Source organism: Thalassospira sp. MCCC 1A03138 (genome assembly GCF_002115785.1).
GTDB lineage: Bacteria > Pseudomonadota > Alphaproteobacteria > Rhodospirillales > Thalassospiraceae > Thalassospira.
In genome coordinates this window covers 498,895-518,888 of sequence record NZ_JFJY01000002.1, presented here as the reverse complement: position 1 = coordinate 518,888, position 19,994 = coordinate 498,895, and the positions used below count along the sequence as shown (strand labels likewise).

Genomic DNA, 19,994 nt, shown 5'->3' with positions numbered 1-19,994 from the left:
AAAAGGGAGGTCACACATGCTTAGTCGTACAGCTGACAACCTTTTCTGGTTGTCCCGTTACGTGGAACGGGCCGAAAACATGGCCCGACTGATGGAAATGGGTTATCGCATGGCCCTGATGCCGGCCGCCGGCGACGGCAACCGGTCGGAATGGGCGTCGGTTCTTTCGGCATCGGGCTGCGCACAGGGCTATGATCCCGATATGCCGCTCCGTCAGGCCGAGGTTGCCGATTACCTGATTTTCAATCGCGACAACCCGTCTTCGATCCTGAACTGCTTTGAAAATGCACGTGCCAATGCACGCGCCATGCGTACCGCCATCACCGCCGAAATGTGGGAAGCATTAAACAATGCCCTGATGGAACTGCGCCGGACGGCAATGCATAATCTTGCAAAAACCGACCTGCCGGAATTCATCGACTGGGTCAAACGGCAGGGTGCCTTGTTTCGCGGCGCAACCGATTCAACGATCCTGCGCAACGACGGATACGATTTTATCCGTCTTGGCATTTTTATCGAACGCGCCGATAACACCGCACGATTGCTAGACGTAAAATATTATGTCCTGCTGCCGGAAACCAGCATGGTTGGTGACGGGGTCGATAATTACCAATGGACGACGGTTCTGCGCGCGGCATCATCCCTGCGCGCCTTCCACTGGGTGTATCGCGATGACTATTCTCCCTATCGCATCGCACATTTCCTTATCCTCAACCCGTTCAGCCCCCGGTCACTGGCCCATTGTTCCGAACAGATCACCAACCATCTGGAACATCTGGCCCGCCATTATGGTCAACGCAGCCCGGTGCACAGTCTGGCTGTGGAAACCTATTCACTGCTGACTCAAAGCCGGATGGAAGAAATTTTCAGCCAGGGTCTGCACGAATTCCTTTCCGATTTCCTTAAACGAAATCAGGTCCTGTCTTCGGCAATTGCCGAAACCTATTATTTCGGGAGCCAGTAAGATGCGTCTGACCGTTGAACATCGCACACATTACCGGTTCTCGCCATCGGCACGCTATGTGGTGCAAAGCCTGAAACTGACGCCATCCCAGTTTGACGGGCAAAAAGTCATCCGCTGGTCGATCAAGGCCGAGGGATGTGTGATCAACTCCGAATTTATCGATGGCAATGGCGATACCATCAGCACCCTGACCGCAAGCGGCCCGATTGATTCCGTCGATGTCGTTGTGTCCGGCGAAGTTGAAACCATTGATACGACCGGTGTTCTACGCGGGCATAAGGAACGTGCCTTTCCGGCGGTATTCCTGCGCTCGACCCCGGTGACCAAATCCAGTGCGGCCATCCGTAAAATGGCCGCCAAGGTCGAAAGGAAAACCAGTGCGGATAACCTGCTTGAACGGGCGCATGCCCTCTCGGCAGCCGTTTCTGATGCCGTCGCCTATGTGCCGGGCAGCACTCATGTTCACACCACCGCCGCCGATGCCCTGGCCGATGGTCAGGGTGTCTGTCAGGATCACGCCCATGTCATGATTTCGGCGGCTCGCCATCTTGGCATCCCGGCGCGATATGTATCGGGTTATCTCTTTGCCGATCAGGATGGCAAATCACACGAAGCATCCCATGCGTGGGCGGAACTGCATTTGCCCGAACTGGGCTGGGTCGGGTTTGACCCGGCAAACCGCTGCTGCCCGACCGATTATTATATTCGTCTGGGGTCTGGACTTGATGCACAGGGTGCCACACCTATACGGGGCGTACATACTGGTGGTGCGAACGAGAATTTGGATGTAACAGTCATCGTTGCACAATCACAGCAATAGCCGGACCCGAGAATAGAAGATGACCTACTGCGTGGGCTTGATGCTCGATGAGGGGATGGTATTCCTCTCCGACACCCGAACCAATGCCGGGCTCGATAACATTTCGCGTTATCGCAAGATGTTCACTTGGGAAGTACCCGGTGAACGCGCCATTGTGGCCTTGACTGCGGGCAACCTTGCCATCACGCAGGCCGTGATGAGTACCCTGCAGGAAGCCATCGACAACCCGGAAACCGAACCCGGCGACTGTATCCTGAGCGCACCCAGCATGTTCCGTGTTGCCGAATTGATGGGCGAGGCAATGCAGAAAGTGCAGCACAAATATCAGGACACGCTCGAACAGCGCAAGGAAAGCAGCTCGGCCTCGATCATGGTCGGCGGGCAACGTAAAGGCGGGGCGCAACGCCTGTTTCTGGTCTATGCGGCGGGCAACTTTATAGAAGCCACCGAAGACACGCCTTACCTTCAGATCGGCGAACACAAATACGGCAAACCGATCCTTGATCGCGTGATCACCCCGGAAACGCCGATTGCCGATGGCGTCAAGGCCGCCTTGCTATCGATGGATTCAACATTGCGATCCAACCTGTCGGTCGGCATGCCGCTTGATCTTGCCGTCCTGCCCGAAGGATCGTGCCATTTCTCCGAACATCGCCGGATTGATGCCGAAGACGCCGGGTTCAAGGCCCTTTCGGATGCATGGTCGCAGGCACTGCGCGAAGCGTTCGCCGATATGCCTGACGAGAAATAGCACCAAACCAGGTCTCGTACTGACTTTGCGGTAACGGGATAGCGCCTTGCATGGACTGGTTATTACCTCAATCAATCCGACGACGATGCAGCCACCCCTCCACACGGGCAAGGTGCCAGGCTTGCCGCGGATGGTCATGGGTCAGAAGCCGGTAGGCCCATACCTTTATGCATCCGGCAACAACGAACCAGCCAAGCGCATACCCCCATACAATCAACGCTTGGTACCAACCGATCGGCGGCACCAACCAACCGTAAACCGCAGCCATCGTCCCGATCACCTGCGTTATCTCGGTCGCCACAAACAACTTCCAGCTCGGATAGGGTTTCTGCCAAAAGAAACCTTTATGACGGGTCAGATAAATTGTCAGATGCCCTGCGACAAGCAGCTTAAGAAAAACAAGCACCTGAACTTCGTCGGGCGGTAAATGCAGCCAGACATCCGCAATCCATAACACACCGAACGATGACACAACACCAATGCCACCCAGCACGCAGGCCATTGTAAGGGTATTGACCATATTCCAACGAATAGGCTGCGGCGCCACATCAGCATTATCGTAAGCAATCATCATGATCGGAAAATCATTTAACAATGCCAGCAACACAATCATGATTGCCGTCACCGGGTAAAAATCAAATACTAGGATAGAGATGGTCATAAACAGCAAAACCCGGATTGTTTCTGAAATCCGAAACGTGGCGTAGCTGTTCATGCGCCCAAAAATTCGCCGGGATTCTTCAATAGCAGACGTAATGACCGAAATGCCCGGCGCGGTAAGAACAAGATCGGCTGCTGCCCGGGCTGCATCCGTCGCATTCGATACCGCGATACCGATATCTGCCTGCTTTAAAGCTGGCGCATCATTGACACCATCACCCGTCATTCCGACGATGTGACCTCGGCCCTGCAATTCGTGGACGATGGCATATTTATGCTGTGGGAAAACACGTGCAAATCCATCTGCTTTTTCCATCGCCTGCGGATCGCGTAGGCGATCATACTGATCAAAAACGTCATTGGCAGGCAATATATTTTGCCCCAGACCAAGCTGCCTCGCAATTTCACGACCAATGGCCTCGTGGTCACCGGTAATCATTCGAATATCAACGCCTTTGGCCTGCAATTCGGCAATTGTCGCCGCCGCATCCTCCCGCGGGGGGTCAAACAAGGGCAGCAACCCCATGAACTGCCATCGTCCCGTTTGGTCTGTACGGGCAACGGCAAGCGAGCGATAACCACGCCTTGCCATTTCATCAATTGCGGCCATCATCGGCGCATATTCAATCAGGCTGGACAAATCACCAATTTCGCCGTCGACAAGCAACGAAAGAACCGCCTGCGGTGCCCCCTTGGCAACCTGAAATGTCATTTCATCGCGCACAATGGTTGCTTCTGCCCTTTTACGTACCGGATCAAATTGCCGAAAAGAAACAACGTTGTAATCAGAAATCAAGTCAGCACCGCCAAGCGAGGCGTAAATCGCCCCATCAATCGGATCATGACTGTCAACTTCCGAAGCCAACGCTGCCATACGCAGAATGTCATCACGTGATGCATTACCGATCAAAACCGGTTCCCCCACCGTCAGACGATTTTGGGTCAAGGTTCCGGTTTTATCCGAGCACAGAATATCCATGCCCGCCATTTCTTCAATCGCAACAAGCCGCGATACAATGGCCTTCATTTTCGCAAGTTTCTCGGCTCCCACTGCCATTGTCACCGACAAGACCGTCGGCAAGGCAACAGGAATGGCTGCAACAGCAAGGATCAAAGCAAAAAGAAGCGTTTCCGTAATCGGATCCCCCCGATAGACAGCGACTGTCATGATCAGCGCGATCAGGCCGATCGTCATCAAAATCAGGAAATTGCCAATACGCAGAACAGCACGTTGAAAGTGCGACGCTTTTCCTGCCGTCTGGACCAAACGCGCCGTTTTGCCAATATAGGTCGCCATGCCGGTTGCAGTTACTATTGCATCCATCTGCCCCTGTCGTGCAATCGAACCGGAATAGGCAACATCACCGACCTTTTTATCAAGCGCAAGAGACTCGCCCGTCAAAGCAGATTGATCGACACGTAAATAGTCCCCGTGAAGCAGCCTCACATCTGCGGGGATAATGTCGCCCAGTTTCAAACGAACAATATCCCCAGGGACAAGGCCAGCTGCCTGAATATCGCACCATTTGCCATCGCGACATACACGCGCCTGCGGAGCCAGACGTTGCCGAAGTGCAGCAATCGCGCTGCCCGCCTTGTATTCCTGCCAAAAACCCACGCCAACATTTAAAAATAACATGATCAGAATGATCGCAAAGTCAGACCAGTGTTGAACGATAGCTGATAGGATGGCAGCAATTTCGATCATCCATGGGATTGGCCCCCAGAAAAAACCCGCCAGTTTACGCCAAACTCCAGCATCATTTTCCGGCAAACGGTTTTCACCAAACTGATGGATCCGACTCTCGACTTCCTGTGTCGTCAGACCTTGCTGCGGGTCGGTTTGCAAAAGATTCGAATTTACCGGCTCGTCGGCTTTAACCCTCTCTTGATCAAACATTGGCTCTGCTTTCTTCGGGGAAGATAAAACGATTTTAATCTTTATTGCAGTGCACAACATTGACGCGCATCAATGCGAGTCGACAATCTGCCCTGCACCAATTATCTATAAAATCATGAAAAGTGACATTGACAACACCGTTACCGGCAGGATCACCCGCGAACTGGCCGACCGCATCATCGCCGGGCATATCGCGCCGGGCACGAAATTGCGGCAAGACCATTTTGCCGAGGAATTTGGCGCAAGCCACGTGCCGGTCCGCGAAGCCTTTCGCCGCCTCGAAGCACAGGGACTAGTCGTCAGTGAACCGCGCCGCGGTGTGCGGGTCGCAAGTTTTGACATTGCCGAAGTCCGCGAAGTCGCTGAAATGCGCGCATCCCTCGAAGTCCTCGCCCTTCGCCATGCCGCCCCGCACCTGACCAGCGCCATTCTCGACGAGGCCGAGGCAATCAACCGCGCAGGCGAAAATGCCCCCGATGTCCGGGCATGGGAAGAAGCCAATCGCGCCTTCCACCGCCTGATCCTGACCCCGTGCAGCATGCCCCGCCTGCTGGCAACCATTGATGATCTGCATGCCGCAAGTGCGCGTTTCCTGTTTTCAGGCTTCCGCATGGAATGGGAAGCCCCCACCGATCAGGATCACCGTGCGATCCTCAAGGCGCTCCGCGAACGGCAGTTTGATGTTGCCGCCGCCACCCTTGCCCGTCACGTCAAATGGATTGGCACCAAACCGGGCACCAAAACCCGTTCGCGAACCCTTTCCTGACCCCTTCCTGAAATGCCTCCCGAACCTAAAATCCAAGGTTCAAATTTGATCCAGCCTGCATTTTGGCAATGCGGGGCGTCTATTCACGCATAAATTTCCAATTTTATAGATAAAAATATATTATTAAAATCAATATGATAGCTATATCGTTTCGCAAATATTCACCAATTTGGCCTGATTATCTATTTTGGGGATTGATTTCACCTTCTTGTCGCGGCGTAATTAATAGATGAGATTCCTTTTTTATCTATAATTTTGAATCCGATCCTGAGGAGGATGAAATCACCATGAGCAATGCAGTCTCCAAACCGGCCGAAACCCGCATATCATCGGGAATGAAATACAGCCTGATGGTTCTGGCCGGAATCGCCATCCTGACCGCAAGTGCCAAGATCACCGTTCCCTTCTGGCCGGTGCCAATGACCCTGCAAACCACGGCGATCATGGCAATTGCACTGACGACCGGTCCGCGCGTCGCCTGTGCAACAGTCCTGGGGTATCTGGCTGCGGGTGCTGCTGGCTTGCCGGTCTTTGCCGGAACGCCGGAACGCGGCATCGGGCTTGCCTATATGGTCGGGCCGACCGGCGGCTATCTGCTGGGCTATCTGATTGCCTCATGGCTGGTCGGGGCGCTTGCTAAGGGGCGCGGTACGCTGGCGCGCTTTGGCATCATGATGGCCGGCATGATCCCGGTCTATGTTCTGGGCCTGGCATGGCTTGCCGCCTTTGTGCCGATTAAAAAGGTTGCCGAATACGGCTTCACCCCGTTCATTCTGGGCGACACCATCAAGATCGCCCTTGTTGCCCTTGGCAGTGCCGCCTGCACCCGCCTTGTCAAACGAGATAAAGGCGGCAACGCCTGATGAACAGTCTTCCCGCACAAAATCCGGCAATCGATCAAACCATCCGTCACGACTGGACAGTGGACGAGATCGAGGCGATCTATCGCCTGCCGCTGCTTGAACTGATGGGTCGCGCCAACGCGGTCCATCGCACCCATCACGATCCCAATGCCGTGCAAAAGGCTAGCCTGCTGTCGATCAAAACCGGCGGCTGCCCCGAAGATTGCGCCTATTGCCCGCAATCGGCCCACCACCGCGAGGTCAAACTGAGCAAAGAACAGTTGATGGACCCCGGTATGGTTTTGAAAATGGCGGCGCGTGCCAAGGCCGCCGGGGCGGATCGTTTCTGCATGGGAGCCGCATGGCGACGCGTGCGCGATGGCGCGGCCTTTGATGCGGTGATCGAAATGGTACGCGGTGTCCGCAACCTCGGCATGGAGGCGTGCGTGACCCTTGGCATGCTCGAAACCCGCCATGCCGAACGCCTCGCCGGGGCGGGCCTGACCGCCTATAATCACAATCTTGATACCAGCCCGGAATATTACAGCCAGATCATCTCGACCCGGACCTATCAGGACCGGCTCGATACGCTCGCCGCTGTGCGGGGTGCCGGGATTGATCTTTGTTGTGGCGGGATCATCGGCATGGGTGAAAGCATCCAGGACCGGGCATCGATGCTCCATGTTCTGGCCGGTTTCGCGCCACATCCCGAAAGTGTACCGATCAACGCGCTGGTGCCGGTGGCCGGAACACCACTTGCCGACCGCGAGCCCGTCGATGCCCTTGAACTGGTCCGCATGGTCGCAACCGCCCGCATCACCATGCCGAAATCCACCGTCCGCCTTTCGGCCGGGCGTACCGACCTTACCCGCGAAGCCCAGATCATGTGCCTGATGGCCGGGGCCAATTCGGTGTTTTACGGCGAAAAACTTTTGACCACGCCGAACCCGCAGGAAGATAGCGATACCGCCCTTTTTGCCGCGCTTGGGCCGGTTCCGGCGTCAGCGGCCTGACAATACCCAAATCAACCCCCGAACTTGTGCGACCCATCCGCGCAAAGTTCACCTTGGCGAAGCGTCCCTCAGTCGGGCCTTCGCCATTTTTTATAAACAGGCAGAGAAGCAGGAAGGAAGGAGCAAGCGACCTATTGCACTTCGGCAGTTTCGCGTGGCTGATAGATAAATCCATGCGCCGGATAAACCCGGCCGAATGTGCCAATCGTGTTCATCATCCGCACTTCCGACCAGTCATTATTGGGTGAAACATCAACAACCGGCTGGCGGTAATGCACCTTGCCGCGTGTACGCGAATCACTGCCCCAATTGGCGTGATTGACCATGATCTTGCGATTATCAAGAATGGCGGAAACCACTGCGACATGCCCGTATTTCAAACGCGAAGTTTTCTTAAGCGCCAGAACGGCCCCAACTTCGGGTTTTTTGCCTCGGTTATAAGCATTTTTCGCCTGATCCCACCATGTCCAGGCATCGCCATAAATCTCGATACCGGAAACAGCGCGTGCATAGGGCACGCATTGCAAAAATTCATCGGTGGGCGCAAAGGGTAGCAGGCGCGACGACGGCAGGCTGACATTAGTCGCGTTCGAGACCGTATCATTTGCAAGGCCGGTATTGGGTTTCGGGGTACTCGCGGATGCAAAACATCCCGACAAAAGCACACAAAATCCGATGACTACGGCCAGCCGCATGCGATATTCCCCTTAAAAGGCATGATCAGGCACCCTAACCCGACGAGTTTTAAACAAGCGTTTACAAAGCGCCCCGAAGAACACGATCATTTTGCCGTTTCTGTGGCAGGTTTCGAAGAATCTGACGCAATACGATACAGGCGCCAAAGCCCGACAATCGCTGCGCTCAAAATCAATGTTCCCGATCCACGTGCGGTGTATTGAATGTGGCCCGCTTCCGATATCGCGCCTAGCATCGTGCCGCCCAAGGCAATCCCGCCAAAACTTGTCGCACTCCAGAAGCTCATCACCCGACCGCGCAGCTTATTATCTACGGTCAATTGCAATGCGGTTTGTGATCCGACGCCAACTGCTGTCAAACCAAAACCGGTAACTGCGACCAAAACCACGGCAAGCTCGTACCAAGGTGCAAAACCAAGCCCGAGCATGCCGTACCCCGCAGCAAAGGCCCCGATGATCGTCACCCGCTGAAAGGCGGCCGGATTAGATTTGACCCGCGACAACATGAATGTCGATGCAACCGCGCCAACCCCGCTTGCCGATGCCAGCATGCCTAGTCCTTTGACCCCCCGGTCATAAACCGCCTCGGCAAAGACCGGCATCAGCTCGACCATGCCCGTGCCCACCAGTGCGACAAAACACGATAGCGCCAGAACGGATCGGATCATCGGATGATGAATGGCGTAATTGGCCCCGTCGACAAGGGCCGCCAGAACCCTTTTGCTTTTGGCATCCGGTGCCCGTTCGACATGGATTTTGACAGTCGCCAGAACAAAGATCATCGGGATATAGGATGCCGCATTAATCATGAATGCCGCCCCGGTTCCCCATGTCGCGATCACCACACCGCCAACCGCCGGGCCAACCAGACGCGACATATTGAAATTCATCGCCGCATAGGCCACGGCACGGCTCATGAATTCCCGCTGGACAATCACCGGCACCAGCGAAAGCCGAACGGGCGTCATCGCACTGGCCAAAACCCCGTTCGTCCCGGCCAGAACCACCATCCAGAACAGGTTTATCTGCCCTGCCATCGCCAGAACCATCAACAGAAATGCGGTAGCCGCCATCATCAGGTTCAGGGTCACCGCTGTTTTACGAAGATTGACCCGATCGGCCATAACGCCAAAAACAGGGCCCAGAATGAAGGCCGGGGCGAAATTAAGGGCGGCAATCAACCCGGTCCAGAATGGTGATCCGGTCAATGACCATGCCAGCCACGACATGGCGATTTTCTGCACCCAAAGTCCTTGTGTGGTGATGCATTGCCCGACCAGAAACAGGACAAAGTTTCGATCCTGAAAGATTGATTTCCGGGGTGGCTCGACGGTTGGTGGCAGCACGGATTTTCCAGTTTTCATGACGGGGCGGGATCATGTTGTACCGGACAGCTATATTAACAACGATCTTTGATGGCCATATTTGGGGCGAAATGGCCTGTTATCCGGACAGAACGGTATTTGAAATGTCGCGTTGAGTATAGGGACAGGCAAAGGCACGTACCACAGATTGTTCGCCTGATGCGTGTATCTGGCCTTCTCAAACCCGTTCGGAAAACACATATCTGTTTCAAGCATCAGGACCTAAAGGAAACGACCGCAGTTAATCATAACGCCGATCAATTTGGCATTCAGGCCTTCGGGGCGGAAACACCCATGCATCAGAACTTCCGGGAAATCGAACGCGAGCAATTCGCGATCCGCAACCAGACTTGCGAATGGACCATACGGGCCATGACGGCGTTGCGCGCCAAAGTCGACATCAATATCAAGATGCATGGTGACCGCGATCATCTGGCCCAGGGCGACATTTTCATGTTCAACCATTTCGCCCGGTTTGAAACCTTCATCCCGCAATATCTGATCGCGCTTGAAACCGGTGTGTTCTGCCGCTCTATCGCATCGGGCGAGTTTTTTGTCGAAGACAACCGGTTTTCACGCTATCTGCGCGCCCTTGGCGGTGTCCCCAACGACTACGAACGTCTGCTACCGTTCCTGGCCGAGGAAATCCTGCGTGGCGGCAAAGTTGTGATCTTTCCCGAGGGCGGCATGGTCAAGGACCGGCGCGTTCTTGCCGCTGAACGCCCGCATCCCAAACGTCCGGATTACAGCATCTATTCCCGTTCTGCCGATCAACGGCGCGCACATCATGCCGGGGCGGCGCTGCTTGGGCTTTGCATTGACGGCTTCAAGATCGGTTTGTCGATGCTGCTTGATAAAGGCAAACACGACGAGCTTGATCGCTGGGCAGACGCGATTGATACCACGCCCGAAACTCTCAAAGCCGCCCTTGCCAAGCCAACATTGATGTTTCCGGCCAACATAACCTTTCACCCGCTGCGTGTTGACCAGAACCTTCTGGCGCGGGGCGCAGATCTTTTTGCTGGCGGACTTAGCCCCAAGATGGCCGAAGAACTGATTATCGAAGGCAATCTTCTGTTCAAACGCACGGATATGGATATCCGGCTTGGCGATCCGGTTGATCCGCGCCATCAATTCAACTGGATTGACCGGCGCATGCTGGCCCACCGGGTTGAAACCGCAAACAGCATCGATGATCTTTTCCGTCCTGCCAAAGCGCTTGAGAAAATACCCGACCGCATCACCCAATATGCCATTAGCCGCCATATCAACCCGCTTCGCGATCATTGCATGGGTGTGATGTATTCCAACCTGACACTCAATGTCAGTCATCTGGCATCGCGCCTGATCATGATGTGGCTGGCTGATGGCGTGACCGAGGTCGATATCGCCCATTTTGACCGCACACTTTATCTGGCGGTCAAGAATGTCCAGCAGGCCGAAGGCATTCATTTGCATCGCGGCATGCGCAACCCGGCGGATTATATCGGCATCTTTGATCTGAAATGCCCGCAGATTCGCGAATATATTGATGCTGCGGTTCATCTTGGCCTGATCGAACGGTCCGAAGGCAAATATTGCTTCCTGCCAAAATTGCAGGAAGAAGCCACCTTTGATCAAATCCGCATGGATAATCCGGTGATGGTCTATGCCAATGAAATGGCACCGATCAACGCCGCCTGGACTGCACTTGAAAAGGCGCGGGACGAAGTCGATCATCTGACACCACGCGATTTTGCCAAACGTCGTTTTGATGATGAAATCCGGGCATGGCAATGGAACCGCGCCAAATACCAGAAACGGAAATACGCCGCGATCAATGATCAGGAAACGGCAACCGCCGATAGCCGCCCCTATCTGTTGCTGCCCAATGGCAACGAACATTTCACCACCGGCGTTCTCGTCGTCCACGGGTTCCTTGCCTCCCCGGCGGAACTTCGCAATCTTGGTGATCGGCTGGCCGCACGCGATTATGCCGTGATGGGAGTCCGCCTTGCCGGGCACGGCACATCCCCGCACGAGTTGCAAAAACGTCCGTGGAGCGACTGGCTGGCATCGGTTCGGCGCGGCTATGAAATCCTGTCGGCCTTTTGCGACAACATTATTATTGTCGGCTTTTCAACCGGCGGGGCGCTTTCGGCCATTCTGGCGTCCGACCGACCCGAAAAACTCGCCGGGCTGGTCATGGCATCAACACCCCTTAAATTCCGCAATCGCAATCTGATGTTTGTGCCGCTGCTTTATGGTGCCAACAAACTGATGGGCTGGGTACCCTCGGCACAGGAAATGCTCAGTTTCCGGCTTAACGAATCCGAACATCCCAATATCAATTACCGTAACATCCCGATTGGCGGTCTGCACAATCTGCGCCAGGCGGTTGCCGAAATGCAAAACCGCCTGCCCGATGTTGCTTGTCCGATCCTGATTTTACAGGGCGACGGCGATCGGGTCGTCGATCCCGCCAGTGCGACCCTGATCAAACGCCACGCCACCGGATGCAGTCATCTTGAAATCCAGATGCTCAATTCGGATCGCCATGGCATCCTGAACGAGGATATCGACAATGCGGTCAATCGCGTGATCGACTTCATCTCCAAAACCGCCCCGACCAATAGCACCCTTACGGAAGCCATCCCGGCCCAATAACCTGAGGGAATGCCGGCCAAATCCCCCATTGAGCCCATGAGCCTCCGTGGGGCAGACGCCCGACGCCCACGCCCCTCCACAATGCCGCGGGTTAAATCCTCATACAAATAAAATGCGCGCGGGATTTACGATGCTGTCGCATCAAATTTCGGGTGAACTCACGCCAACGGAACCCACTTGACTCTTTGGCAAATCTGGACGACTTTGGATCCATGGATCCAAATAAAATCACTGAAACGCTTCAAAGCGAAATCGAAAACGGTACCCTTTCGCCCGGCACAATCCTGAAACAGGAACGGCTGGCCGAACGGTTCGGTGTCAGCCGCCAGCCGGTGCGTCAGGCGCTGGAACGGTTGCTGGCAAACGGGTTGCTATCCAAACGATCCGACCGCAGCCTCGCGGTAAACGGTTTAAGCGCCAACGAGGCCCACGAACTGTCGCAAATCCGCATTTCACTTGAATCGACGGCCCTGATCCTGTCGATCCCGCATCTGACACAACGCGACCTGCGCAAGGCGATCCGCCTGAACGACGATCTTTTTGAAGAAGAAGACCCGGAGATCATCGAGGAGCTCGATATCGCCTTTCACCGGACCCTGTATGCCCCCTGCGGCAATGGCCGCCTGTTGAAGATGATTGACGAATTACGCCGCGAGGCACGCCGTTCCTATCACCGGCAACCCGCAGGATCGCAGGCGCGTAAAGCGTTTTATGAAGAACATAATGACCTGCTGGCTGTATGTAACCTTTGCGATGTCAGCAAGGCCGTTGAAATCATTGAAAAACACATCGGCATCACCTTACGACAACTTGTTGAGCACCCCGAAAGTGGAGCCCCGCAATGAGCAGTTTTGGCGCAGAAGTCAGATGGCAACGCGACGGCACAAACTTTGCCGACCGCCGGTATAGCCGCGGTCATCTCTGGCGGTTTGACGGCGGGGTCGAAGTCCCCGCATCCTCATCCCCGCATGTCGTGCCACTGCCCTATTCCGTCGCCGAAAATGTAGACCCCGAAGAAGCCTATGTGGCTGCCCTTTCAAGCTGTCACATGCTGTTCTTCCTTGACTTCGCATCACGCCGGAAAATCGTCGTCGACAGTTATGTCGATGCTGCAACCGGTGTCATGGAAAAGCAGGACGGCAAAACAGTCATCACCCGGGTCGAACTTTGCCCCAAGGTCACCTATGCCGCCGCAGCGCCAACGGCCGGGGTCGAGGCCGAACTGCATCACGCGGCCCACGAGGCCTGCTTTCTTGCCAATTCGGTCAAAACCGAAATCAGCATCAAACTTGATTAGGGTAATTACCTGTCGGTCAAAACGCACGGAAGATGTGTTACTTGCGCTGCTTCACCCGTTGCTGGATGCGATGCACCACGACATCGCAATGTTTTCCGGTCGCCTGCAATCAGCCAATTCTGTGTAACCTTCTACGGCTTGGTCGCGCAAATGGCATAACGGTGCTGGGCTCTGCGTTCCAAGCCCTTGGCAAGCGTAAGGTGTTTTGACTGGGCGCGGTGAATCTGGCGCATGTTGAAATCCGCAACAACCGGATCAAATCCGGCGGTTTTCAACATCGATGTCACTTCATCGGCCCGCGCACCTTGGGAAAAATGAACGCGCGAGAGAATATCTTGATGGGTTTTCAGTTGCGGCATTTCGGCTGCTTCGCGCTTCAAGCCAAAGGATTTAAGGAAACCTGCCATTACCCTGTTCAAACTGCTGATCCAGGTCGGGGAAACAAAATCACCATCAACCACCAAAAGCTTGCCCCCCGGTTTCAGAACCCGGAACCATTCGGCAAAGGCCGCCGCCGGATCCACAAGCGTCCAGACCAGATGCCGGGTGACGATGACGTCATAGCTGTTATCGTCTTCAAGCGTGTTTTCCGCATCGCCCAGAAGGAAACGGATGTTTGACTGGCGCTGTTTCGACTTGGCGCGCGCCTTTTCCAGCATCGCTTCGGACCAATCAAGGCCAGTAACCTCAAACCCGATGTCATGCATCAAATGGCTGATAACCCCTGTGCCACTGGCAAGGTCAAGCGCACGTTTGCCGGTCCCGTCACCAAGATGCCGACGAAACAGATCGTGCCACGCCAGACGTTCCTGATCTGAAAAAATTTCGTGTCCTGGCTGTTGATCGAACGTAGCGGCGCGCATTGACCAGTATTCCTTGATCTCGTCGCGCAGATTGAAATTGCTTGAATGCGTCGTCATCGTCCGAAAAATCCCCCAATAGCCTGTCCCTGCAAAAGGCCACGCGATCTTGCGGGGATCACACGGCGGCAGATACCGCGCCAAATATCACCAAATCCATAAAAAAATCAATTATTGCGAAAAGTATTGATTTGCATTCTCAATAAATGATAATGCCGCGGTCAGGCAATCCTAAATAAGGGTACGGGGATGAAAATTTTTGGCGCTATTGCTGCCGTTGCGTTAATGGTCGCGGGGACCGTTCACGCAGCAGAAACCGTCACGATCACCGATGTGGCAGGCCGCGAAGTTTCGGTCAAAGTTCCGGCAGAAAAGCTTATTCTTGGCGAAGGTCGTCTGATTTATGGCCTCGCGACGCTTGATACCGACGCGCCGTTCAAGCGAGTCGTTGGCTGGCGCGATGATCTTAAAAAAGCCGATCCGCAAGGTTACGGCATATATGCAGCAACGTATCCGGAAATTGATAGCTTGCCGACGTTTGGCGGTATCAAGGATGGAACATTCGATATCGAACAGGCCATATCGCTTAAACCTGATGTCATTGTGATGAACCTTGAAGCGAAGGGTGCGACCGATGATGCCAGCCTTGACAAAAAACTCACTGCTGTAGGTATTCCGCTGGTCTATATCGACTTCCGTGAATCACCGATGAAGAACACAGAAACCAGTATGCGCATTCTTGGTCAGTTAACCGGTCTGGAAGCGCGCGCCGAGGAATTCATCAAATTCCGCGCCGATCATATCAAACTGGTCACTGATCGCCTTGCCAAGGCCAACCCCAAAATACCCGACGTCTTCATCGAACGTGCTGCCGGTTATTCCGACGAATGCTGCATGTCGTTTGGCAATGAGAATTTCGGTAAAATGGTTGAACTTGCCGGTGGCAAAAACATTGCAGCCGATATCATTCCGGGCACTTTCGGCACAATTAACCCGGAACAGGTTGTTGCCAGCAACCCCGACCAATTTGTCGGTACTGGCGGTGACTGGGAAGCATATGCACCCGGCATGGGCTGGGTTCCTGTTGGGCCCGGAGCTGACATGAAAGAAGCCAAACGCAAATTGATTGGCCTGACAGAACGCCCGGCATTCCGGGATATCAAGGCGACCAAAAACAACAATATCCACATCGTTTGGCATCAATTCTATAACAGCCCCTATCAGTTCGTGGTGATCGAACAAATGGCAAAATGGTTCCACCCGGATTTGTTTGCCGATATCGAACCGGAGGCATCATTCCGCGAACTGCATGAAAGATTTCTACCGATCGATTATCAGCCGGGTTACTTCATTTCCATCAGCGATCAGAACTGATTTCCATGATCTCCGATCAAACCACCGTTATGGCAGGGAGCGCGCATTACAGGGCGCGTTCCCTGCGTCGTATCCTGATCCTGAGCGGCATGACAATTGCGCTGTTCCTGTCATTTGCTGTTGATCTGGCAACCGGCCCGGCCAATTATCCGCTGGCTGATGTGATTTTTGCTCTGCTGAACCCGTCGGATGCCAGCGATCAGTTGCGCGTCGTGATCTGGGAAATTCGCATGCCGGTCGCCCTAATGGCGCTGACCGTGGGTGCGGCCCTTTCGACCGCGGGCGCGCAAATGCAAACCATCCTGGCCAACCCGCTCGCCAGCCCGTTTACGCTGGGTATCTCGGCTGCGGCCGGTTTCGGTGCAGCCTTGGCATTGGTTCTCGGGGTCGCGATCCTGCCGGCTTTTGTCGAATTCATTATTCCGATCAATGCCTTTCTCATGGCGATGGCGACCGCGTTGATCATTCATTTCTTCAGCCGTATGCGCGGTGTCACGGTTGAAACCATCGTCCTTCTGGGGATCGCGCTGGTCTTTACCTTCAACGCGCTTCTGGCGTTGCTGCAATATCTCGCCAGCGAACAGGCATTGGCCGCGGTCGTATTCTGGACCATGGGCAGTCTGGTCAAGGCGACCTGGTCCAAGGTTGCCATCACGGCCATTGCCGTTGCCATCGCCCTTCCGCTATTTACCCGTCAGGCTTGGGCACTCACCGCCCTTCGACTGGGAGATGCCAAGGCGGAAAGTTTCGGCGTCAATGTCCAGTCGTTGCGCCTGAAGACGATGTTGCTGGTCAGTATGCTGGCGGCAATCCCGGTTTCCTTTGTCGGGACCATCGGGTTCATCGGTCTGGTCGGGCCACATATCGCCCGCATGCTGGTGGGCGAGGATCAGCGTTTCTTCCTGCCGGCATCCGTCCTGTGCGGGGCGTTGATCCTGTCGGCGACGTCGGTTCTGTCAAAACTTCTGATCCCCGGCGCGATCCTGCCCATTGGGGTAATTACCGCGCTTGTCGGCGTGCCGTTCTTCTTCTCGCTGATTTTCGCAAGCCGGAGAAAATCATGGTAACAACACTTCGTCTTGAAGACCTTGGCACCCGTTATGGCCGCACCGAGGTGGTTTCCGGTGTTAGTACACCGGTTCTGACGGGAGGCGACGTAATTGCCGTCATTGGCCCGAATGCAGCGGGAAAATCAAGCCTGTTCAAACGGGTCGCCGGTCTTGCCAAGGGTAGCGGAAAAGTGCATGTCGAAACGGCGAATTATAGCCGTAACACGATTTGCTACATGCCGCAGGACACCGGATCAAACGCGGTTCTTTCTGTTTACGAGTCGGTTATTCTTGCCGCCAAACAGGGATCGTCATTGCGCGTTCAGACCGATGAACTGGCGCGGATTGACGATATTCTGGCCGCCCTTAGGATTTCTGATCTGGCGGCACGCAATCTGGGAGAGCTTAGCGGCGGCCAACGCCAGTTGGTTGCCATTGCTCAGACGCTGGTGCGTGAACCCGAAATCCTGCTGATGGACGAGCCGACCTCAGCCCTTGATCTGCATCGTCAGATGGAGGTTCTGTCTTTCATGCGTGATATCGCCAAGCGCCAGAAAATAATCGTCCTGATTGCGATCCACGATCTGAACCATGCGCTGCAATATTGTGATCACGCCATGGCGATTCGCGATGGCCGCATGGTGGCATTTGGCAAATGCGCCAATGTGATTGATCGTGATCTTTTGCGTGATGTGTATCAGGTTGATGGCCATGTCGAACGCAATTCGCTTGGTCATCCGCATGTTGTTTTGCGCGGACCGATCACCGGCAGTAGCCACACCGTCGAATACCTTTCAGAACGGATTGCGGCTCAATAAAAAGTCCGCTCACCCCGATCAGCCTGCATCTGCTTCTATCCTGTCGATGATATCGGCCATTAAGCCATGCAGCTGATCGCGGTATCCGGTTCGGGCCGAGGGTTTTGTTTCGTCCGATGTCATCGCCACGGTCAATTCAAGGTCAGGAACGATGTAAAGCATCTGCCCACCATATCCCCACGCATAGACCACATCCTGCCCGGCAAGATTGCGCATAAACCAACCATAACCGTATTCATCGCCGGTAAAGCGTGAATTTGTCCGATGCTGCCAGCTTTGATCGATCCAGTTTTGCGTGATGATCTGTCTGCCATCCGCGGTGCGCCCACCATTCCGGTAAAGTTCGCCAAAAGCCAGAAGCGATCTGGTGCTCATCGCCATCTGATTCCCACCAAAGTAAATACCCTGAGGGTCGCGATCCCATGCGGTAATAGCAAAACCGTCCAATGGCCCCAGCCATTCACGCGCCAGTTCCAGCGTGGATTTTCCGGTTTGGCGTGTCAGGATGGCCGACAGCAGGTGGCTTGAGCCGGTGGAATACAGCATTTCACCACCCGGATCGTCGGCAAACGGTCGGGCAAGGGCAGCACGCACCCAGTTCGATTGCGCGACCCACTGACCGTAATATTGCCCCGATGTCCGCCCCAGACCAGCCTGCATCGACAAAAGATGCCCGATGGTAATATCAAACAGTCGGGGGTCGGGATCGGCAGGTAACTGATCCCGCAGCAAGGGGGCGATTTTCTGATCCGTACCGGACAAAACACCACGTTCTAAGCCAATGCCAACCAATGCTGAAATGACCGATTTCGACGCGGATTTGATATTGGCCGCCTGATCAGGGGAACTGCCGTGGTATCCCTGCTGCGCAATCACATTACCGCGATGGGCGATCATCAAGGCCTGCAAGGGTTCCAAACGCCCCGCATTGGTCAGGATATCGTCAAGGTCCACCGACGATTGTGCCTTGGCTGCTAGCGGTGCCATTAACATCACCAGAAGCAGAAAGGCGCTATATCTGTAAAAGAAGCATCGTCGGATTGTCTTCAATCTTATTCCACCGGTTCGGAAACAGTCCCAAAAGATGCCAAGGCGCGTTCCATTCGGGCAGCATGGGCATCTTCGACACGCGCAAGGCTTTCAAACCAGTCGGCAATATCGTTAAAACCTTCTTCGCGCGCAATACGGGCCATTTCGGGATATCGGGATCTGGCATCGTTCTGTTCATCGGCAAATGCGGCTTCAAGGTTAAGCCTGGTGGTACCAATCCGCTGCCCGGTTGCAGGGTCCCCGACCTGTTCAAGAAATTCGAGATGGCCAAAGGCATGGCCGGTTTCGGCTTCGGCGGTAGCGCGGAACATTTCGGCAATTTCCGGATGGCCTTCGATATCGGCCTGCTGCGCGAAATAAAGATAACGACGATTGACCTGTGCTTCAGATGCGAATGCCGCACGCAGAAGTTCCTCGGTCCGTGTTCCCTTGAGCACCATTACGGGCTTCCTTTTTTGTCGTTGAAGTCTGAAATATGCGGTGTTGCTGTCACACACATAGGCAAAAAAAGGGCGACCGTTCCATGTGGAACCGTCGCCTCTGTATTTGTCTTGAAAACCCTGCCCGTCAAGCACTGAAGGGACGTTTCGCGCCATTTCAGGCGGTTTTCATCGACGCGTCATTTCGCTGTCACCGCACCGCTATATTTGCGACACAGCACTGCCGAATAAACCGACCCAATAACAATCAGGCAGCGTTGCGGGCCGACTGGCGCCGCAAACGAAACACCAGATCAACCGATGCCAATTCCGTACCACGGGGCATATTGGGGACGCGTGCAAGCTGCACCGCATCAGCGGGTATGTCGCTGAGCATGCCGTCTTCTTCGCAATAGAAGTGGTAATGCGGGGCGGTATTGGTATCGAAATAGGATCGGCCGGAATCGATCACAATTTCATTCAGAAGCGCTGCCTCGGTGAACTGGTGCAACGTATTGTATACGGTCGCCAGTGATACCTTGATATTCTGGCTCATGGCTTCGGAATGAAGCTGTTCGGCGGTGATGTGCCGATGACCATTATCAAATAGCAGGCGGGCCAATGCCAAGCGCTGACGGGTCGGGCGCAACCCGGCCTCTTTCAGGCGGTTCAAGGCATGGGTGTAAGGACGCGGGTTCGTCGTCAT

Annotated in this window: 19 protein-coding genes; 12 read left to right on the top strand and 7 right to left on the bottom strand. The window is 54.7% G+C overall.

The features are described from left to right. Positions 1–16 precede the first annotated feature (16 nt). From TH468_RS07255 to TH468_RS07245, 3 genes are read left to right on the top strand one after another with little or no spacing between them, the layout of a single operon-like run. Positions 17–964 (top strand): alpha-E domain-containing protein, encoded by a 948-nt coding sequence (locus TH468_RS07255; RefSeq protein ID WP_085642849.1) that lies wholly within the window; start codon positions 17–19, stop codon positions 962–964. 1 nt (position 965) lies between these two features. Continuing rightward, a complete protein-coding gene (locus tag TH468_RS07250) occupies positions 966–1,784 on the top strand; it encodes a transglutaminase family protein (RefSeq protein WP_085642848.1) in 819 nt (272 codons plus the stop codon). A gap of 19 nt (positions 1,785–1,803) precedes the next feature. Next, the gene (locus TH468_RS07245) at positions 1,804–2,535 is read left to right on the top strand and encodes a proteasome-type protease (protein ID WP_085642847.1); all 732 of its coding nucleotides are present in this window, start codon (positions 1,804–1,806) and stop codon (positions 2,533–2,535) included. 67 nt (positions 2,536–2,602) lie between these two features. Here the strand turns inward: TH468_RS07245 and TH468_RS07240 are convergent, their stop codons facing one another. Further along, on the bottom strand, positions 2,603–5,095 hold the full coding sequence (locus TH468_RS07240; protein ID WP_085642846.1) for a plasma-membrane proton-efflux P-type ATPase: 2,493 nt from the start codon (positions 5,093–5,095) through the stop codon (positions 2,603–2,605). Positions 5,096–5,210: 115 nt separating this feature from the next. Between TH468_RS07240 and TH468_RS07235 the strand changes: the two genes are divergently transcribed. The 3 genes from TH468_RS07235 (at position 5,211) to bioB (ending at position 7,716) form a co-directional block, all read left to right on the top strand. Continuing rightward, entirely contained in the window at positions 5,211–5,861 is a 651-nt protein-coding gene (locus TH468_RS07235) for a GntR family transcriptional regulator (RefSeq protein ID WP_085642845.1), read from the top strand. Between the two features lie 287 nt (positions 5,862–6,148). After that, positions 6,149–6,724 (top strand): biotin transporter BioY, encoded by a 576-nt coding sequence (locus TH468_RS07230; RefSeq protein ID WP_085642844.1) that lies wholly within the window; start codon positions 6,149–6,151, stop codon positions 6,722–6,724. Next, complete coding sequence (bioB, locus tag TH468_RS07225) at positions 6,724–7,716, top strand: biotin synthase BioB (protein WP_085642843.1); 993 nt, start codon at positions 6,724–6,726, stop codon at positions 7,714–7,716. The genes TH468_RS07230 and bioB overlap by 1 nt, the downstream gene beginning before the upstream one ends. 131 nt (positions 7,717–7,847) lie before the next feature. Here the strand turns inward: bioB and TH468_RS07220 are convergent, their stop codons facing one another. Continuing rightward, positions 7,848–8,411 carry a CHAP domain-containing protein gene (locus TH468_RS07220; protein WP_085642842.1) on the bottom strand — a complete coding sequence of 188 codons (564 nt, stop codon included), beginning with the start codon at positions 8,409–8,411 and terminating at the stop codon, positions 7,848–7,850. A gap of 86 nt (positions 8,412–8,497) precedes the next feature. Then, a complete protein-coding gene (locus TH468_RS07215; RefSeq protein ID WP_085642841.1) occupies positions 8,498–9,775 on the bottom strand; it encodes an MFS transporter in 1,278 nt (425 codons plus the stop codon). Positions 9,776–10,069: 294 nt separating this feature from the next. On the opposite strand from TH468_RS07215, the gene TH468_RS07210 reads away from it, so the two are divergent. The 3 genes from TH468_RS07210 to TH468_RS07200 all read left to right on the top strand — a co-directional run bounded on the left by TH468_RS07210 (position 10,070) and on the right by TH468_RS07200 (position 13,718). Then, a complete protein-coding gene (locus TH468_RS07210) occupies positions 10,070–12,421 on the top strand; it encodes an alpha/beta fold hydrolase (RefSeq protein WP_139834658.1) in 2,352 nt (783 codons plus the stop codon). A 212-nt stretch (positions 12,422–12,633) separates the two neighbouring features. Beyond that, positions 12,634–13,266 carry a GntR family transcriptional regulator gene (locus tag TH468_RS07205; RefSeq protein ID WP_085643043.1) on the top strand — a complete coding sequence of 211 codons (633 nt, stop codon included), beginning with the start codon at positions 12,634–12,636 and terminating at the stop codon, positions 13,264–13,266. Next, complete coding sequence (locus TH468_RS07200; protein WP_085642839.1) at positions 13,263–13,718, top strand: OsmC family protein; 456 nt, start codon at positions 13,263–13,265, stop codon at positions 13,716–13,718. Before TH468_RS07205 ends, TH468_RS07200 begins: the two co-directional genes overlap by 4 nt. Before the next feature lie 131 nt (positions 13,719–13,849). On the opposite strand, the gene TH468_RS07195 is transcribed toward TH468_RS07200, so the two are convergent. Continuing rightward, the gene (locus TH468_RS07195; RefSeq protein ID WP_085642838.1) at positions 13,850–14,638 is read right to left on the bottom strand and encodes a class I SAM-dependent methyltransferase; all 789 of its coding nucleotides are present in this window, start codon (positions 14,636–14,638) and stop codon (positions 13,850–13,852) included. Between the two features lie 189 nt (positions 14,639–14,827). Here TH468_RS07195 and TH468_RS07190 point away from each other — a divergent pair, with 189 nt between their 5' ends. The 3 genes from TH468_RS07190 to TH468_RS07180 are packed head-to-tail and all read left to right on the top strand — an operon-like array spanning position 14,828 to position 17,819. After that, positions 14,828–15,952 carry an ABC transporter substrate-binding protein gene (locus TH468_RS07190; RefSeq protein ID WP_085642837.1) on the top strand — a complete coding sequence of 375 codons (1,125 nt, stop codon included), beginning with the start codon at positions 14,828–14,830 and terminating at the stop codon, positions 15,950–15,952. Positions 15,953–15,957: 5 nt separating this feature from the next. Next, positions 15,958–17,019 carry an iron ABC transporter permease gene (locus tag TH468_RS07185; RefSeq protein ID WP_085642836.1) on the top strand — a complete coding sequence of 354 codons (1,062 nt, stop codon included), beginning with the start codon at positions 15,958–15,960 and terminating at the stop codon, positions 17,017–17,019. Beyond that, complete coding sequence (locus TH468_RS07180; protein ID WP_085642835.1) at positions 17,013–17,819, top strand: ABC transporter ATP-binding protein; 807 nt, start codon at positions 17,013–17,015, stop codon at positions 17,817–17,819. Before TH468_RS07185 ends, TH468_RS07180 begins: the two co-directional genes overlap by 7 nt. A gap of 18 nt (positions 17,820–17,837) precedes the next feature. Here the strand turns inward: TH468_RS07180 and TH468_RS07175 are convergent, their stop codons facing one another. The 3 genes from TH468_RS07175 to irrA form a co-directional block, all read right to left on the bottom strand. Beyond that, positions 17,838–18,806, bottom strand: coding sequence for a serine hydrolase (locus tag TH468_RS07175; protein ID WP_085642834.1), 969 nt, complete (start codon positions 18,804–18,806; stop codon positions 17,838–17,840). 65 nt (positions 18,807–18,871) lie between these two features. Then, the gene (locus TH468_RS07170) at positions 18,872–19,309 is read right to left on the bottom strand and encodes a rubrerythrin family protein (RefSeq protein ID WP_085642833.1); all 438 of its coding nucleotides are present in this window, start codon (positions 19,307–19,309) and stop codon (positions 18,872–18,874) included. A 247-nt stretch (positions 19,310–19,556) separates the two neighbouring features. Next, complete coding sequence (gene irrA / locus TH468_RS07165) at positions 19,557–19,994, bottom strand: iron response transcriptional regulator IrrA (RefSeq protein WP_007088411.1); 438 nt, start codon at positions 19,992–19,994, stop codon at positions 19,557–19,559.

Coding starts and splice junctions, on each gene's coding strand:
- TH468_RS07215 (WP_085642841.1), bottom strand. CDS start 9,775: ATGAAAACTGGAAAATCCGTGCTGCCACCAACCGTCGAGCCACCCCGG.
- TH468_RS07205 (WP_085643043.1), top strand. CDS start 12,634: ATGGATCCAAATAAAATCACTGAAACGCTTCAAAGCGAAATCGAAAAC.
- TH468_RS07240 (WP_085642846.1), bottom strand. CDS start 5,095: ATGTTTGATCAAGAGAGGGTTAAAGCCGACGAGCCGGTAAATTCGAAT.
- TH468_RS07180 (WP_085642835.1), top strand. CDS start 17,013: ATGGTAACAACACTTCGTCTTGAAGACCTTGGCACCCGTTATGGCCGC.
- bioB (WP_085642843.1), top strand. CDS start 6,724: ATGAACAGTCTTCCCGCACAAAATCCGGCAATCGATCAAACCATCCGT.
- TH468_RS07250 (WP_085642848.1), top strand. CDS start 966: ATGCGTCTGACCGTTGAACATCGCACACATTACCGGTTCTCGCCATCG.
- TH468_RS07195 (WP_085642838.1), bottom strand. CDS start 14,638: ATGACGACGCATTCAAGCAATTTCAATCTGCGCGACGAGATCAAGGAA.
- TH468_RS07235 (WP_085642845.1), top strand. CDS start 5,211: ATGAAAAGTGACATTGACAACACCGTTACCGGCAGGATCACCCGCGAA.
- TH468_RS07175 (WP_085642834.1), bottom strand. CDS start 18,806: ATGGCACCGCTAGCAGCCAAGGCACAATCGTCGGTGGACCTTGACGAT.
- TH468_RS07185 (WP_085642836.1), top strand. CDS start 15,958: ATGATCTCCGATCAAACCACCGTTATGGCAGGGAGCGCGCATTACAGG.
- TH468_RS07200 (WP_085642839.1), top strand. CDS start 13,263: ATGAGCAGTTTTGGCGCAGAAGTCAGATGGCAACGCGACGGCACAAAC.
- TH468_RS07170 (WP_085642833.1), bottom strand. CDS start 19,309: ATGGTGCTCAAGGGAACACGGACCGAGGAACTTCTGCGTGCGGCATTC.
- TH468_RS07245 (WP_085642847.1), top strand. CDS start 1,804: ATGACCTACTGCGTGGGCTTGATGCTCGATGAGGGGATGGTATTCCTC.
- irrA (WP_007088411.1), bottom strand. CDS start 19,994: ATGACGACGAACCCGCGTCCTTACACCCATGCCTTGAACCGCCTGAAA.
- TH468_RS07210 (WP_139834658.1), top strand. CDS start 10,070: ATGCATCAGAACTTCCGGGAAATCGAACGCGAGCAATTCGCGATCCGC.
- TH468_RS07230 (WP_085642844.1), top strand. CDS start 6,149: ATGAGCAATGCAGTCTCCAAACCGGCCGAAACCCGCATATCATCGGGA.
- TH468_RS07255 (WP_085642849.1), top strand. CDS start 17: ATGCTTAGTCGTACAGCTGACAACCTTTTCTGGTTGTCCCGTTACGTG.
- TH468_RS07190 (WP_085642837.1), top strand. CDS start 14,828: ATGAAAATTTTTGGCGCTATTGCTGCCGTTGCGTTAATGGTCGCGGGG.
- TH468_RS07220 (WP_085642842.1), bottom strand. CDS start 8,411: ATGCGGCTGGCCGTAGTCATCGGATTTTGTGTGCTTTTGTCGGGATGT.